Below are 15,336 nucleotides of genomic sequence, written 5' to 3' on the forward strand. Positions count from 1 at the left end.
CTCCACTCCTGGCCGAACATTCACGGGGGTGGCGCATGGAACCGGCGGTACTGGGTGGGAAGTTGGCGTCCAGCCTGGTCGCCCCACTGGTGAAGAAGCTGTTCGTCACGGGCGGCCCCGGCGCGGGACTCGTCGACCGACCGGTCCGGCTGACCCGACTGGTCAACTTCCGGGGCGAACAGCGCCACCTCGGTGAGGCCGAGGTGCGCAGGCTCGCCGAGCGGCTCGTCGGGGCGTCCCTGGACTCCCCCGGCGAGCCGCCCTTCCCTCCCGACGAGACAGAGGCCGTCACGGACGCCCTGACGGTTCGTCTGCTCGCCCTCGGCGACCTGGACATGGACGACGTCCAGGCGGTGCGGCTGGGCCACCGGGAGCTCGCCGGGCAACTGCGGCGCCGGACGCCCTCGGCCACCGGGGGCCTGTCCGCCGACGCCTGCTACTTCCTCGACTCGGTGACGGAGTGGGCCTGCCTGCACATCCTGGAGTTCTTCACCCGGCGCTCGACCTTCGTCGCCCGGACCTTGGTGGAGCACTCCCGGCGACAGGCGGAGCTGATCGCCAAGGTCGACGAGCTGATCGCCCGCAGCCCGCGCCCGGACGCTCGCGACACCGCCTTCGAGCGCCGCTACCTCCCCTACGTGGCCGAGCGCCACAACCACCTCACCATCTACGGCCTCGACCTGCGCGACTCCCCCGACCGCTGGCCCCTCGAAGTCGCCTACCTGAGCCTGGAGGCGACCGGCACCGAGGAGCGGGCCCCCCTCCCCGGGGAATCTCCCGAGCCGGAACGCACCGTCCACCTCTCCGCCGAGGAGGCTCTGCACGGCGACGATCGCGTGCTGCTGCGCGGCGACGCGGGCTCCGGCAAGACGACCCTGGTGCAGTGGCTGGCGGTGACCGCCGCGCGGGAGAGTTCCCGGGTCCCCTATGTCCTGCCGCTGCGCACCCTGATCCGTGCTGACGCGCTTCCCGCTCCGGCGGCCTTCCTCACCGCCGTGGGCTGCCCGCTCACCCCGCCGGACGGCTGGGCGGAGCGTGTGCTGAGCGCCGGCCGGGGTCTGGTCCTCGTCGACGGTCTGGACGAGATCCCCGCCGCCGACCGGAACCGCACCCGCGACTGGCTCCTCGCCCTCATCCGCGCCTTCCCGGGCAACCGCTGGCTGCTCACCTCCCGCCCCACCGCCGTACGCTCCGACTGGCTGGCCGCGGAGGGTTTCCGGGAACTGGCCCTCGCCCCCATGCGCCAGGACGACGTCACCGCCTTCGTACGGCGCTGGCACGCGGCGGCCGACGCCCCCGAGTACGAGGCGAAGCTGCTGGACGCCCTGCGTACCAAGCGGGACCTTGCCCGGCTCGCCACCAACCCGCTGATGTGCGGCCTGATCTGCGCCCTGCACCGGGAGCGGCGGGGCTACCTGCCCACGGGCCGCAAGGAGCTGTACGACGCCGCCCTGACGATGCTGCTGGCCCGCCGGGACCGGGAGCGGGGGATGGAGGCCGTCGACCTGGGCGAGGAGGCACAGCTGGAACTTCTGCAGCGGCTGGCGTACGCGCTGGTGCTGAGCGGGCGTACGGAGATGGACGTGGAGACGGCCGAGGGCATCGTGGAGCGTGCCCTGCCGTCCGTCGCCTCGGCGGCGGGGCAGGGGGATCCGGCGACGGTGCTGCGGGCGCTGGTCCTGCGCAGCGGGCTGCTCCGGCGGCCCGGCGAGGGGTCGCTGGACTTCGTCCACCGCACCTTCCAGGACTACCTGGGCGCGCGGTACGCGGTCGAGGAGGGCCACCTCGACGTCATCGCCGCCCACGCGGGCGACACGCAGTGGGAGGACGTGATCCGCATGGTCGTGGCCCACGCCCGGCCCGGCGAGCGGGCGGTGCTGCTGCGGCGGCTGCTGGCGGAGGGCACCCCTCGGCTGACGCTGCTGGCCCTGGCCTGCCTGGAGCACGCCACAGCGCTCGATCCGGCGGTGCGGGCGGAGGTGGAGGCGCGGGCGGGGGCGCTGATCCCGCCGGGGACGAAGGAAGACGCGAAGGCATTGGCGGAGGCGGGACCGTTGGTGCTGGAGCTGCTGCCGGGTCCGGAGGGACTGACTGACGCGGAGGCACACGGCGTGACGGTGACGGCCTCGCTGCTGGCGGAACGGGAACCGGATGGGGCGCTCGCGGTTCTGCGCCGGTTCCGGAACCACCCGTACCTCGATGTGCGGCGCCAGTTGGTGGGCACCTGGGACCGATTCGGGGCGCGGCTGTACGCGACAGAGGTACTGGACCACCTGGACCGGAAGGGGCTGTTCCTGACCTGCTCCACGGACGAGCAGCGCGCGACCATCGCCGGTATGCAGCCGTGGCATCGGCTGGCATTCCACGGAGCCCAGGCGCCGGCCGACATCATCGCCTGCTTGGCCGAACCGCACGCGGTCGAGGAGCTGCACTTCGTGGACAACCCGGAGCCGATCGATGTGGGCGAGCTGTCGGCCCTCAGCTCACTGCGACGCCTGGGGCTGTACGACTGCGGGAAGGTGCGCGGTACGCGGCAGCTCGCGGCCCTGCCGCTCGAAGAACTGGCGATCATCGAGGTCCCCGGCGTCACCCGCCTACCGGGGCTGGAGTCACTGACCATGCTGTCCGTGGTGCAGCGGCTCCACGGAACGCGGTTGACCGACTTCCTCCCCTCCGCTGCGCCCTTGGAGTACCTGTTCCTGGGTGCGGACACCATCGCCGACACCGGTCTTCTAGGGCTGTCCCACTGGAGCACCCTGGAGTGGCTCATCCTGTTCGTCAGCACACCCCTTGCCGCTGCCGACTGGGAGGAAGCGGCAGCGCTGCCGCTGCTGACCAGGCTGAGTCTGAACGCGTCGCTCTTCCCGGACGGCCTCGATGGCACAGTCGCTCTCCCTCAGGTCGCGGAGCTGGCCTTGTCCGACGTCCACGGCGACGAGGACCTCTCCGGTGTCCCCGCCCGTTTCCCCGGCGTACACACTGTCCTCCTCCAGGCGGCACCCGGTGCCCGTCTCGACGTCGCCCGGTTCCAGGCGCTCTTCCCGCAGGCCGACGTGCACTTGGACACGCGCTGAGACGGCGAAAAAAGGGGCTGGCCCGGGACCGAAGTCCCGGGCCAGCCCCTTTCCGGCTCACCCCCGAAGGGCTACGCCTCCTTGCTCAGATTCGGCCCCGCGCCGCCGGCCGCCTGCTCGATCGGCGGGACGTCGGGCAGCGCCGACTTCTCCTCACCCCGGAAGGTGAAGATCTTGGCGTCGCCCTCGCCCTCGGTGTCCACGACCACGATGTGGCCGGGGCGCAGCTCGCCGAAGAGGATCTTCTCCGACAGCGTGTCCTCGACCTCGCGCTGGATCGTGCGGCGCAGCGGACGCGCGCCCAGCACCGGGTCGTAGCCCTTCTGGGACAGCAGCTCCTTGGCGGACTGGGAGAGCTCGATGCCCATGTCCCGGTCCTTGAGGCGCTCGTCGACCTTGTCGATCATCAGGTCGACGATCCGCAGGATGTCGTCCTGGCTGAGCTGCGGGAAGACGACCACGTCGTCGACGCGGTTGAGGAACTCGGGCCGGAAGTGCTGCTTGAGCTCGTCCTGGACCTTGTTCTTCATGCGCTCGTAGTTGGTCTTCGTGTCACCCGCGGCGGCGAAGCCGAGGTTGAAGCCCTTGGAGATGTCCCGGGTGCCGAGGTTGGTCGTCATGATGATGACCGTGTTCTTGAAGTCCACGACCCGGCCCTGGGAGTCGGTCAGGCGACCGTCCTCCAAAATCTGCAGCAGCGAGTTGAAGATGTCCGCATGGGCCTTCTCGACCTCGTCGAAGAGGACGACGGAGAACGGCTTGCGACGGACCTTCTCGGTCAGCTGGCCGCCCTCTTCGTAGCCCACGTAGCCGGGGGGCGAACCGAACAGGCGCGACACCGTGTGCTTCTCGCTGAACTCCGACATGTCGAGGGAGATCAGCGCGTCCTCGTCACCGAAGAGGAACTCGGCGAGCGCCTTGGACAGCTCGGTCTTACCGACACCGGACGGACCGGCGAAGATGAACGAGCCACCGGGGCGCTTCGGGTCCTTCAGACCGGCACGGGTACGGCGGATCGCCTTGGACAGCGCCTTGACGGCGTCGACCTGGCCGATGACCCGCTTGTGGAGCTCGTCCTCCATGCGCAGCAGGCGGGACGACTCCTCCTCGGTCAGCTTGAAGACCGGGATTCCGGTGGCGGTCGCGAGGACCTCGGCGATCAGCTCGCCGTCGACCTCGGCGACGACGTCCATGTCGCCGGCCTTCCACTCCTTCTCCCGCTTGGCCTTGGCGGCCAGGAGCTGCTTCTCCTTGTCGCGGAGGGAGGCGGCCTTCTCGAAGTCCTGCGAGTCGATCGCGGACTCCTTGTCGCGGCGGACGCCGGCGATCTTCTCGTCGAACTCGCGCAGGTCCGGCGGCGCGGTCATCCGGCGGATGCGCATCCGGGAACCGGCCTCGTCGATCAGGTCGATCGCCTTGTCCGGCAGGAAGCGGTCCGAGATGTAGCGGTCGGCGAGCGTGGCCGCCTGGACCAGGGCCTCGTCCGTGATGGAGACGCGGTGGTGCGCCTCGTAGCGGTCGCGCAGGCCCTTGAGGATCTCGATCGTGTGCGGCAGCGACGGCTCCGCCACCTGGATCGGCTGGAAGCGGCGCTCGAGGGCCGCGTCCTTCTCCAGGTGCTTGCGGTACTCGTCCAGCGTGGTCGCACCGATGGTCTGCAGCTCACCGCGGGCCAGCATCGGCTTGAGGATGCTCGCGGCGTCGATGGCGCCCTCGGCGGCACCCGCACCGACCAGCGTGTGCAGCTCGTCGATGAACAGGATGATGTCACCGCGGGTGCGGATCTCCTTGAGCACCTTCTTCAGGCGCTCCTCGAAGTCACCGCGGTAGCGGGAGCCGGCGACCAGTGCACCGAGGTCCAGGGTGTAGAGGTGCTTGTCCTTGAGGGTCTCGGGCACCTCGCCCTTGACGATGGCCTGCGCGAGGCCCTCGACGACGGCGGTCTTGCCGACGCCGGGCTCACCGATGAGCACCGGGTTGTTCTTGGTACGGCGGGACAGCACCTGCATGACCCGCTCGATCTCCTTCTCGCGCCCGATGACCGGGTCGAGCTTGGACTCGCGAGCGGCCTGGGTGAGGTTCCGGCCGAACTGGTCGAGGACCAGGGACGTGGAAGGCGTGCCCTCCGCAGGACCGCCGGCGGTGGCGGTCTCCTTGCCCTGGTAACCGGAGAGCAGCTGGATCACCTGCTGCCGCACCCGGTTCAGATCTGCGCCCAGCTTGACCAGGACCTGGGCGGCGACGCCCTCGCCCTCGCGGATCAGGCCGAGCAGGATGTGCTCCGTGCCGATGTAGTTGTGACCCAGCTGGAGGGCCTCGCGGAGCGACAGCTCCAGGACCTTCTTGGCACGGGGGGTGAAGGGGATGTGACCCGACGGGGCCTGCTGGCCCTGCCCGATGATCTCCTCCACCTGCTGGCGGACCGCCTCGAGCGAAATCCCGAGGCTCTCAAGGGCCTTGGCGGCGACACCCTCACCCTCGTGGATCAGGCCCAGGAGGATGTGCTCGGTGCCGATGTAGTTGTGGTTGAGCATCCGGGCTTCTTCCTGAGCCAGGACGACAACCCGCCGCGCGCGGTCGGTGAACCTCTCGAACATCGTTAATCGCTCCTCAGAGCGGTCAGGCAGTAAGGGGAACTTCCCCTCCCTGTCCTTCCGCAGCTTAGTCCCGCGAGCGGGGACCGCTCATTCCAACTGCCGACACCGTCGATGGCCTCCTGACCCCAGACGCCGACATCTGCCACAACCCGATGGTGCGAGACGATGTTCCCGCAGGCCAGGCACTTACCCCACTCGCCACTACGCCGATGGCGAACGTGAGGCGGCCCGATCCGCGCGTCGCCCCCTCCCACTAGGGATGTCTTACCCGCTGGGACTGACACTCCATGCCGTGCGCCCCGGTTCACTCCGCTACGGGCGAACAACCTTGCGCCTTCCCGCACCCCCGCACGCCCCCTCTTCCAGCACTCTTCGCATTCGTGGCACCACCCAGCGTAACTCGAAGGCCCTGGTGGCTGTTGCACTTGGCATGGTTGGCGCCCCGCCCCCGGACTCTCCGGCCCAGCAGCTCCCGCCTGGCCGACAGCTCCCGCCCGTCAGGCGGCTCCCTCCAGTACCGCCGGTCACTCCGCGATCCGCAGACCCATCGGACGCATCGGTACCGGGGCTCCGCGTGCCCCCTGCCGTCTCCGCGACTCCGGCGGGGCCCGCGACCTTCGTGGCGTCGGTGGTGCCGTCTCCCCGTCGGCCGGTCGAAGCGGCCGGCCCGTGGAACCGGGTGCGGCGGTGGTACGAGAGCGTGCTCGGCTGGCCGACGGCGCCCGGTTCGCCGGTGCGGCTGCGCGCCGGAATCCGCTTCGACGTCCTGGACGTACCGGCCGGGGCCGGTCACGCGGCACTGGAGCGCCTCGGGCGCCCTGGCGCCGGTCTGCGGCGGCCGGGGTTTCCGGTGGCCCTGCGGGGCGAGCGGATGCTGCTGCTCGTGGCCGCGGGCGGCGCGGACGAGCTGCCGGGACTGCTGGAGTGGCTGGAGTGGGGCTCGCTGCCGCTCGACCTGAGGGCGGTCGGAGCGGGCGGACTCATCGAGGCGCCGCTGGGCCCGGTGGTCGGCGCGGGCGATGCGGTCGGCCTCCTGGGCGACGCGACCCCCGTTCCCGGCTCGGACCTCCTGTCGCCTCAGCCCCCGGACCCCGACTGCCGGTCCCGGCGGGGGGCCGCCGTGTGGTTGCGGCCCCCGGAGCAGGGGCGCGAGGTCGAGGCCTCGCTGCCGGCGTTGTCGGCAGCGGGCGGCACTGCGTCCGCCCCCGATCTCGCCCGGCTCGTACACACCCTGGCGACGGAATGCCACCGGGTCCGGCTCTCGCACGGCCCCCGGCTCCCGCGGCTCGCCCGGGCGACGCGCTGAGAGCGTCCGGGGCCGAGCCCGTAGCGTGTGACGTGGCCGGGTGATCAGCCGTTGGCCTTCTCGTACGCCTCACGGATGATCGCGGGGACACGGCCGCGGTCGTTGACCTCGTAACCGTTCTCCTTCGCCCAGGCGCGGATCGCCGCGGTGTCCTGGCTGCCGCCGGAGGAAGCGCGCGCCTTGCCGCGCCCGCCCGAGGCACGGCCCCCGGTGCGACGCCCGCCCTTCACGTAAGGCTCGAGAAGACCGCGGAGCTTGTCCGCGTTGGCGGTGGTGAGATCGATCTCGTAAGTCTTGCCGTCCAGTGCGAACGTCACGGTCTCGTCTGCCTCGCCGCCGTCGAGGTCGTCGACAAGAAGGACCTGAACCTTCTGTGCCACCGCATTTCCTTTCATCGATAACTTGAGGGCCGGAGGTCCGCCGGCGTCCGCCGTATCGCCGTCCCTTGTTATATGCAGTACTGCAGTACGTCGGAAAGCAAACCGCTTTTGCCGGAAAAACACAAACCCCCGAGAGAGACCGACAGTCCGCCTCCGGCACGGAAAGATGCGCGTTTCGGACATAGGCGACCCGCGCACGGTCCATCGGCGGAATAAACCTGGAGTCGCCCGGCGATCACAGGTGCAGAAGCATCCGGCTGTTGCCCAGGGTGTTCGGTTTCACTCGTTCGAGACCCAGGAACTCCGCGACACCCTCGTCATAGGAACGCAGCAGCTCCGCGTAGACATCCCTGTCGACGGGCGTCTCCCCGATCTCGACGAAGCCGTGCTTGGCGAAGAAGTCCACTTCGAAGGTCAGGCAGAAAACGCGGCGAACACCGAGCCAGCGCGCGGTGTCCAGCAACTTCTCCAGCAACCGGTGCCCGACGCCGAAGCCCTTGAGGCCGGGCTTCACCGCGAGAGTCCGCACTTCCGCGAGGTCTTCCCACATGACGTGCAGGGCGCCGCAGCCGACTACCTCGGCGTTGTCGTCCCGTTCCGCGACCCAGAACTCCTGGAGGCTCTCGTAAAGCGTCACCATCGCTTTGTCGAGCAGGATGCGGTCGCGTACGTACGTGTCGAGGAGCCGGCGCACGTCCGGGACATCGCTGGTGCGGGCCCGCCGGACGGTGATGGCTTTTGACATGTGTGGACGCTATCGCTCGCCCGCGTCCGGTACCGAACCGGGGTTGGGCGCGGGGGTATCCGGCGGGGTATCCGGTCCCTGCACGATGCGGATGGCGTCTCTGAGTGCCTGGCGCTGTTCCTCGCTCATCATGCCGAAGAAGGCGATGAGGGCGGCGGCCGGGTTGTCGCTCTGGGACCAAGCGTCGTTCATCAGCGCGGCGGCGTAGGCGGCGCGGGTGGAGACCGCCTCATATCGATAGGCCCGGCCTTCCGCCTCGCGGCGCACCCAGCCCTTCTGATGGAGATTGTCCAAGACGGTCATCACCGTGGTGTAGGCGATGGACCGTTCCTGCTGCAGATCTTCCAGGACTTCTCGAACGGTCACCGGGCGGTTCCACTTCCACACCCTCGTCATGACCGCGTCTTCGAGTTCTCCCAATGGGCGAGGCACGCTTCGAACGATAGTGGGAGATCCGGGTCACGGCGTGTCGGAACGGGCCGGACGTGCATCTTCGGCCGCAATCGGGTGCGAAAGGGGTGAGGAGAGCGGCGTACGACTCCCCGGGATCGTCGCGGGGAGCCGTACGCGGGCCGGCCGGGGCGCGGAGTGGAGCGGGCGACGCCAGTCAGGCTTCGGGGCGGGCGGACGGCCGGGCGCCCTCCGCCCGCGCGAGGGCGGCGTCGACGGCCGCGTCCTCCTTGGCCTTGTTGGCGCCGCCCTGGGTCTTCACGATCACCCTGATCACGCCGATGAAGAACACGGCCATGACGGCCGGGGGCAGGAGCGCGGAGACGTAGTCCATGGATCCAGGGTAGCCAGGCCGTGTCAGATGGCCGCGAGGTGGTGCCGGGACTCGGGTGCGGGCGGGGCCGGCTTGCGGCGGGGGAACACCTCGCCGGGGGTGGGGACGGGCCGCTTGGGGGCGGTCGGCTTCGGGGCCGGCTTCGGGGCGGGCTCCTGTGCGGGCTTCCGCGGCGGGTCCTGCGCGGGCTTCTTGTCGGACTGCCGGCCGCCGGGGAGGGCGAGGAGGAGGCGGGTGCCGGTGCGGGTGCGGGCGGCCGGGAGGGTGACCGTGGGGGCGGGCGTCGCCGGTGACGCCGCGGGCACCGTGGGCGCCGCGTGTGTGCAGCGGGCCAGGAGGGCGGCGGCGGCGGGGTTGCCGCGCAGGGCGCCGAGGGCTGCCAGGTCGTCCGCGTCCGGGCGGTGTCCGGACGCCAGCGCCTCGTCCAGGAGTGCGAGGTAGCCGGTGGCAGTGCCGGGCAGGGCGGCGCGGTAGCGGGCGAGGTCGGCCACCAGGAAGGCACGCAGCCTGGCGCTCTCGCGCATCGCCTCGTCCAGCGACTCCGCGAGGTGGAGACAGTCCTGCGCCTCCTGTGCCGAGACGGGGCTGGACTTGAGGGCGAGGGCGAGGGCACGGCGGAGCACACGCAGCTCCTGAGCACCGAACGCCATGCCGCCGCGGGATCCGTAGGGCGTGGGCATGCGGTGACGATACGCGCTAATCGGACAAACACGGCATAGGGGGTGGGGTGTGGCGCTGCCCGTCCCCTTCCCGGCGTACGCGACCGGCCGTCGTGGCCGCGGGCACTCGTGCCCCCCGGTGCCCTGAGGGCCTCCGGGGCCCCCGGGACGGCAGGGACACCTCCCGCGACCACTACGACCCGCTCCCCGGCGCCACCCGCGCCGGGGCGCCGGCTACAGGCGGGACACGTTCCGCTCGTACACCAGGCGGAGCCCCATAAGGGTCAGCCACGGCTCGTGTTCGTCGATGACCGAGGACTCGCCCAGCACCATCGGCGCCAGCCCGCCCGTCGCGATCACCGTCACGTCGTCCGGGTCGTCGGCCAGCTCGCGGGCCATGCGGTTGACGACGCCGTCGACCTGGCCCGCGAAGCCGTAGATGATGCCGGACTGCATCGCCTCGACCGTGTTCTTGCCGATCACGCTGCGGGGACGGGCGACCTCGATCTTGCGGAGCTGGGCGCCCTTGACGCCGAGTGCCTCCACCGAGATCTCGATGCCGGGGGCGATGACCCCGCCGATGTACTCCCCGCGCGCGCTGACCGCGTCGAACGTCGTCGCCGTGCCGAAGTCCACGACGATCGCCGGACCGCCGTAGAGCTCGACCGCGGCGACCGCGTTGATGATGCGGTCGGCGCCGACCTCCTTGGGGTTGTCGGTGAGGATGGGGACGCCCGTCTTGACGCCGGGTTCGACGAGGACCGCGGGGACGTCGCCGTAGTAGCGGCGGGTGACCTCGCGGAGCTCGTGCAGGACCGAGGGGACCGTCGCGCAGATGGCGATGCCGTCGATGCCGTCGCCCAGTTCGTCGCCGAGGAGCGGGTGCATGCCCATCAGGCCCTGGAGGAGGACCGCGAGCTCGTCGGCCGTGCGGCGCGAGTCCGTGGAGATGCGCCAGTGCTCGACGATGTCCTCGCCGTCGAAGAGGCCCAGGACGGTGTGCGTGTTGCCTACGTCGATCGTCAGCAGCATGGGTTCTACTCCGCCGCTCGCAGGTCCAGGCCGATGTCCAGGATGCGGGAGCTGTGGGTGAGGGCACCCACGGCCAGGTAGTCGACGCCCGTGGCGGCGTACGCCTTGGCGTTGTCGAGGGTCAGACGGCCCGACGCCTCCAGGGCGGCCCGGCCGGCGACCAGGGCGACCGCCTCCTCGCACTCCGAGGGGGTGAAGTTGTCCAGGAGGATCAGGTCGGCGCCCGCGTCGAGGACCTCGCGGAGCTGGTGCAGGGTGTCGACCTCGACCTCGATGGGGACGTCCGGGAAACGCTCGCGGACGGCTTGGAAGGCCGCTGCCACGCCGCCGGCCGCGACCACGTGGTTGTCCTTGACCAGGGCCGCGTCCGAGAGGGACATGCGGTGGTTGACGCCGCCGCCGCAGCGGACCGCGAACTTCTCCAGGCTGCGCAGGCCGGGGGTCGTCTTGCGGGTGTCCCGGACCTTCGCCTTCGTGCCGTCCAGGACGTCCGCCCACGCGCGCGTGGCGGTCGCGATGCCCGACAGGCGGCACAGGAGGTTCAGCGCGCTGCGTTCGGCGGTGAGGAGGTCGCGGGTGCGGGTGGTGACGGAGAGGAGCTTCTGCTCCGCTTCGACGCGGTCGCCGTCCTCCACGTGGCGTTCCACCTCGAACTCGTCCGTGCAGACGACCGAGAGGACCGCCTCGGCGACCCTGAGGCCCGCGACGACGCCCGGCTCGCGGGCCGTGAAGTCGGCGGTCGCCACGGCGTCCTCGGGGATGGTCGCGACCGTCGTGACGTCCACGCCGCCCGCCAGGTCCTCCTGGACGGCCAGGTTCGCGAGGTCCTCGACCTCGATCGGGTCGAGTCCGGAGTCCAGGAGGAGTGCCGCGAGGGCCGGGTCGAGGCCGCACTCCATGTAGGTCTCGTCGTCAGTGTCCGCGCCGCAGGCGCAGCCGTCGCCGCAGCCTCCGCCGGAGGCGAGGGGAAGGTCGGGGGTGTTCACTGCTGTCACTGCTCCTGGGGGCGCTGCGTCGGCTGGGGAGTGGGGGTCGTCGGGGGGAATTCTGGCGTGTCCGTGGTGTGCACGGCGAGGGTGCGGTCCGGGTTCAGGCGTACGACGATGTGGCGGCGCCACCTCGTGTCGTCGCGGTCGGCCCGGTCCTCGCGCCAGTGGCAGCCGCGGGTCTCCTCGCGCCGTGCCGCCGCCGCCACCAGGACGCGGGCCACACAGAGGAGGTTGGTGGCCTCCCACGCGTCCACGCCCGGTTCGGACGTCTTGCCGTGCTCGTGCAGGGCTTCGCGGGCCTCGGCGTGCAGGTGGTGGAGCCGGTCCGCCGCGCGGGTGAGCGATTCCGCCGAGCGCAGGACACCGGCGCCCTCGGTCATGATCCGCTGGATGGTCAGGCGGGACTCGGGCGGGAGGAGGGGGTGCTCGGGCCGTTCGCGGAGCGGGAGGGCGGCCGGTACGCGCGCGTGCAGGGTGCCTTCCGCGTGGGCCGTCGCTATGTCGGCGGCGATGCGCTCCGCGTAGACCAGTCCTTCGAGGAGGGAGTTGGAGGCCAGGCGGTTGGCGCCGTGCACGCCCGTGCAGGCGACCTCGCCGCACGCGTACAGGCCGGGGACCGTGGTGCGGCCCGAGGCGTCGGTGCGGACGCCGCCGGAGGCGTAGTGGGCGGCCGGGGCGACCGGGATCGGCTCGGTGACCGGGTCGATGCCGTGCGCACGGCAGGCGGCGAGGATCGTGGGGAAGCGGTTCTCCCACATTTCGGCGCCGAAGTGGCGGGCGTCGAGGTACATGTGCTCGGCGTTCCGCTGCTGCATGCGGCGCGTGATGCCCTTGGCGACGATGTCCCGGGGGGCGAGTTCCGCGAGTTCGTGCTGTCCCCGCATGAAGCGCACGCCGTCGGCGTCCACCAGGTGGGCGCCCTCGCCGCGCACGGCCTCCGAGACCAGGGGCTGCTGGCCCTCCGCGTCCGGGCCGAGGAAGAGGACCGTGGGGTGGAACTGGACGAACTCCAGGTCGCTGACCTCGGCGCCCGCGCGGAGGGCGAGTGCCACGCCGTCGCCCGTGGAGACGGCGGGGTTCGTCGTGGCCGAGAAGACCTGGCCCATGCCACCGGTCGCGAGGACCACGGCGGGGGCGTGCACCGCCCCCACGCCGTCGTGCTGGCCCTCGCCCATGACGTGCAGGGTGACGCCGGCGGTGCGGCCGTCGGCGTCCGTGAGGAGGTCGAGGACGAGGGCGTTCTCGACGGTACGGACGTCGCGCGCGCGGACCGCCCCGACCAGCGCGCGGGAGATCTCCGCACCGGTGGCGTCGCCGCCCGCGTGGGCGATGCGGCGGCGGTGGTGGCCGCCCTCGCGGGTGAGGGCCAGGCCGCCCTCGGTGGACTCGTCGAAGTGCGCGCCGGTCGCGATGAGGCGGCGTACGGCGTCCGGGCCCTCGGTGACCAGGATGCGGACCGCCTCCTCGTCGCACAGTCCGGCGCCGGCGACCAGGGTGTCGTCCAGGTGCTGCTCGGGGGTGTCGCCCTCGCCGAGGGCCGCCGCGATGCCGCCCTGGGCCCAGCGCGTGGAGCCGTCGTCGAGGCGGGCCTTGGTGACGACGACCGTCCGCAGGCCCGCGGCCTCGCAGCGCAGGGCCGCGGTGAGGCCGGCGACGCCGGAGCCGACGACCACCACGTCCGCGGCGATGGCCCAGCCCGGCGCCGGGGCGTGCAGTCGTATGCCTGTGCTGGTCACGAGGCGGCTCCGAAGGTGAGGGGTACGTTGTCGATCAGCCGGGTCGCGCCGACCCGGGCCGCGACGGCGAGGACGGCGTCGCCGGTGTGGTCGTCGCCGATCTCGGTGAAGTCGGACGGGTCGACCAGGGCGAGGTAGTCCAACTCCAGCGGGGGGTCCAGGCGGGCGGCGTCGTCGAGCACGAGGCGGGCGGCGGCGCGTACGGCCCCCGGGGTGCCAGGGGTCGCGTGCGAGACGGCGTGGGCGTCGGCCGCCGCGCGGGACTCGCCCAGGGCGCTCAGCGCCTCGGCACGCGCGTGCGGGGCGGGCACCTCGCGGGCCCGCGCGCGCAGCGCCTCCTGGGCGGCGTGCCGGTCTAGGCCGGCGAACAGCGCCTGGGAGAGGGCGAGGGCGGTGCGGCGCTCCCGGGGCGAGAGGTAGCGGTTGCGGCTGGAGAGGGCCAGGCCGTCGTCCTCCCGCACGGTGGGGACGCCGACGATGTCCACGCCGAAGTTCAGGTCGCGGACCATGCGGCGGATCACGGCGAGCTGCTGGGCGTCCTTCTGGCCGTAGAGCGCGAGGTCCGGGCGGGTGAGGTGGAGGAGCTTGGCGACGACGGTCAGCATCCCGTCGAAGTGGCCGGGGCGCGAGGCGCCCTCCAGGCGTTCGCCCATGGGGCCGGCGGTGACTCGCACCTGGGGTTCGCCACCCGGGTAGACCTCGTCGACGGCAGGGGCGAAGACGGCGTCGGCGCCCGCCCGGCCGGCGATCTCCAGGTCGGCGTCCAGGGTGCGCGGGTAGCGGTCGAGGTCCTCTCCGGCACCGAACTGCAGCGGGTTGACGAAGACGGTGGCGACGACCTCGCCGTCCGGGCCGACGAGGTCGCGCGCCGTGCGGATCAGCGTGGCGTGGCCCTCGTGCAGGGCGCCCATGGTCATCACGACGGCCCGGCGGCCGTGCCGCACGCGCGCGTGCAGTTCGTCGGCCGTGCGCAGCAGGACGGGCGTGGTGGTGGTCATCGGGCGTCTCCCTCGGTGCCGTCGGTGCCGTCGGTGCCTGTGGTCCCGCCACCGTCGTCGGTCGGGGAGGGGTCGCCCGTCGTGCCGTGGGGACCGCCGGTCGCGCCGGGTCCGGTTCCGTCGGCGAGCACCCCGAGGAGGTCCTCGGCGAGTTCGGTCCTCAGCAGGCCGTGGTCCAGGGCCCGGTCGGCGGTCGCACGGGCCATCGCCACGTAGCCGGCGACCGCCTGCGGGGCGTGTGCGCGCAGCTCCTCGATGTGCGCGGCCACCGTGCCCGCGTCCCCGCGCGCGACGGGGCCGGTGAGGGCCGCGTCGCCGGAGCGCAGGGCGTTGTCGAGGGCGGCACCCAGCAGCGGGCCGAGCATCCGGTCGGGGGCCTCGACGCCGGCCGTGCGCAGCAGCTCCATGGACTGGGCGACCAGGGTGACCAGGTGGTTGGCGCCGAGGGCGAGCGCGGCGTGGTAGAGCGGGCGCCGCTCCTCGGCGATCCACTCGGGCTCGCCGCCCATCTCGATGACCAAAGCCTCGGCGGCCAGCCGCAGCTCCTCGGGCGCGGTGACGCCGAAGGAGCAGCCGGCCAGGCGCTGGACGTCCACGGGGGTGCCGGTGAAGGTCATCGCCGGGTGCAGGGCGAGCGGCAGGGCGCCCGCGCGCAGGGCGGGGTCCAGGACCCTCGCGCCGTACCGCCCGGAGGTGTGCACGAGCAGCTGGCCCGGTCGCACCGCCCCCGTCTCGGCGAGCCCGGTGACCAGCCCCGGCAGGGCGTCGTCGGGAACGGTCAGGAGGACCAGTTCGGCGCGCTGGAGGACTTCGGCGGGCGCGACGATCGGCACGTCGGGCAGCAGCGCCGCGGCGCGCCGTCTGGAGGCGTCGGAGACCCCGGAGACGGCCACCGGGCGGTGCCCGGCGAGCTGGAGCGACGCGGCCAGCGCGGGGCCCACGCGTCCGGCGCCGACGACGCCTACGGTGAGCCGCGCGGGGCGGTCCTTGGGGTCTGGCTGTGGGGTTGTGTTCACGCGACGGCGGCCTTCCCGTT

General features: G+C 72.0%; 13 protein-coding genes. 2 read left to right on the top strand and 11 right to left on the bottom strand.

Annotated elements, in window-relative coordinates; genetic code table 11:
• Positions 1–35 precede the first annotated feature (35 nt).
• Positions 36–3,074: an NACHT domain-containing protein gene (locus tag IE142_RS30765; protein WP_191888774.1), complete on the top strand. Its 3,039-nt coding sequence runs from the start codon at positions 36–38 to the stop codon at positions 3,072–3,074.
• Between the two features lie 71 nt (positions 3,075–3,145).
• On the opposite strand, the gene IE142_RS30770 is transcribed toward IE142_RS30765, so the two are convergent.
• Positions 3,146–5,671, bottom strand: a complete 2,526-nt coding sequence (locus IE142_RS30770; protein ID WP_191888775.1) for an ATP-dependent Clp protease ATP-binding subunit — start codon at positions 5,669–5,671, stop codon at positions 3,146–3,148.
• A 574-nt stretch (positions 5,672–6,245) separates the two neighbouring features.
• On the opposite strand from IE142_RS30770, the gene IE142_RS30775 reads away from it, so the two are divergent.
• Positions 6,246–6,977, top strand: a complete 732-nt coding sequence (locus tag IE142_RS30775) for an SCO3374 family protein (protein WP_191888776.1) — start codon at positions 6,246–6,248, stop codon at positions 6,975–6,977.
• A 44-nt stretch (positions 6,978–7,021) separates the two neighbouring features.
• Here IE142_RS30775 and IE142_RS30780 read toward each other — a convergent pair whose 3' ends face one another.
• From IE142_RS30780 to IE142_RS30825, 10 genes are all read right to left on the bottom strand, one after another.
• A complete protein-coding gene (locus tag IE142_RS30780; protein ID WP_043371913.1) occupies positions 7,022–7,357 on the bottom strand; it encodes a histone-like nucleoid-structuring protein Lsr2 in 336 nt (111 codons plus the stop codon).
• 235 nt (positions 7,358–7,592) lie between these two features.
• Positions 7,593–8,102: an amino-acid N-acetyltransferase gene (locus IE142_RS30785; protein WP_043371911.1), complete on the bottom strand. Its 510-nt coding sequence runs from the start codon at positions 8,100–8,102 to the stop codon at positions 7,593–7,595.
• Between the two features lie 9 nt (positions 8,103–8,111).
• On the bottom strand, positions 8,112–8,522 hold the full coding sequence (locus IE142_RS30790; protein ID WP_268252992.1) for a BlaI/MecI/CopY family transcriptional regulator: 411 nt from the start codon (positions 8,520–8,522) through the stop codon (positions 8,112–8,114).
• A gap of 187 nt (positions 8,523–8,709) precedes the next feature.
• A complete protein-coding gene (locus IE142_RS30795) occupies positions 8,710–8,886 on the bottom strand; it encodes a hypothetical protein (RefSeq protein WP_107478769.1) in 177 nt (58 codons plus the stop codon).
• 23 nt (positions 8,887–8,909) lie between these two features.
• Complete coding sequence (locus IE142_RS30800; protein ID WP_191888799.1) at positions 8,910–9,536, bottom strand: hypothetical protein; 627 nt, start codon at positions 9,534–9,536, stop codon at positions 8,910–8,912.
• A 243-nt stretch (positions 9,537–9,779) separates the two neighbouring features.
• Positions 9,780–10,577, bottom strand: a complete 798-nt coding sequence (locus IE142_RS30805; RefSeq protein WP_043371905.1) for a type III pantothenate kinase — start codon at positions 10,575–10,577, stop codon at positions 9,780–9,782.
• A 5-nt stretch (positions 10,578–10,582) separates the two neighbouring features.
• The gene (nadC, locus tag IE142_RS30810; RefSeq protein WP_191888800.1) at positions 10,583–11,563 is read right to left on the bottom strand and encodes a carboxylating nicotinate-nucleotide diphosphorylase; all 981 of its coding nucleotides are present in this window, start codon (positions 11,561–11,563) and stop codon (positions 10,583–10,585) included.
• A 5-nt stretch (positions 11,564–11,568) separates the two neighbouring features.
• Positions 11,569–13,302, bottom strand: coding sequence for an L-aspartate oxidase (locus IE142_RS30815; protein WP_191888778.1), 1,734 nt, complete (start codon positions 13,300–13,302; stop codon positions 11,569–11,571).
• Positions 13,299–14,300: a pantoate--beta-alanine ligase gene (gene panC / locus IE142_RS30820; RefSeq protein ID WP_191888779.1), complete on the bottom strand. Its 1,002-nt coding sequence runs from the start codon at positions 14,298–14,300 to the stop codon at positions 13,299–13,301. Before panC ends, IE142_RS30815 begins: the two co-directional genes overlap by 4 nt.
• Positions 14,297–15,316, bottom strand: a complete 1,020-nt coding sequence (locus IE142_RS30825; protein ID WP_191888780.1) for a Rossmann-like and DUF2520 domain-containing protein — start codon at positions 15,314–15,316, stop codon at positions 14,297–14,299. Before IE142_RS30825 ends, panC begins: the two co-directional genes overlap by 4 nt.
• Positions 15,317–15,336: the final 20 nt, after the last annotated feature.

Source organism: Streptomyces mutabilis, from assembly GCF_014649815.1.
GTDB lineage: Bacteria > Actinomycetota > Actinomycetes > Streptomycetales > Streptomycetaceae > Streptomyces > Streptomyces mutabilis.

Excerpts from the sequence above, each read along its gene's own strand:
- IE142_RS30765 (WP_191888774.1), top strand. The coding sequence starts at position 36 with ATGGAACCGGCGGTACTGGGTGGGAAGTTGGCGTCCAGCCTGGTCGCC.
- IE142_RS30770 (WP_191888775.1), bottom strand. The coding sequence starts at position 5,671 with ATGTTCGAGAGGTTCACCGACCGCGCGCGGCGGGTTGTCGTCCTGGCT.
- IE142_RS30785 (WP_043371911.1), bottom strand. The coding sequence starts at position 8,102 with ATGTCAAAAGCCATCACCGTCCGGCGGGCCCGCACCAGCGATGTCCCG.
- IE142_RS30795 (WP_107478769.1), bottom strand. The coding sequence starts at position 8,886 with ATGGACTACGTCTCCGCGCTCCTGCCCCCGGCCGTCATGGCCGTGTTC.
- IE142_RS30800 (WP_191888799.1), bottom strand. The coding sequence starts at position 9,536 with ATGGCGTTCGGTGCTCAGGAGCTGCGTGTGCTCCGCCGTGCCCTCGCC.
- IE142_RS30805 (WP_043371905.1), bottom strand. The coding sequence starts at position 10,577 with ATGCTGCTGACGATCGACGTAGGCAACACGCACACCGTCCTGGGCCTC.
- panC (WP_191888779.1), bottom strand. The coding sequence starts at position 14,300 with ATGACCACCACCACGCCCGTCCTGCTGCGCACGGCCGACGAACTGCAC.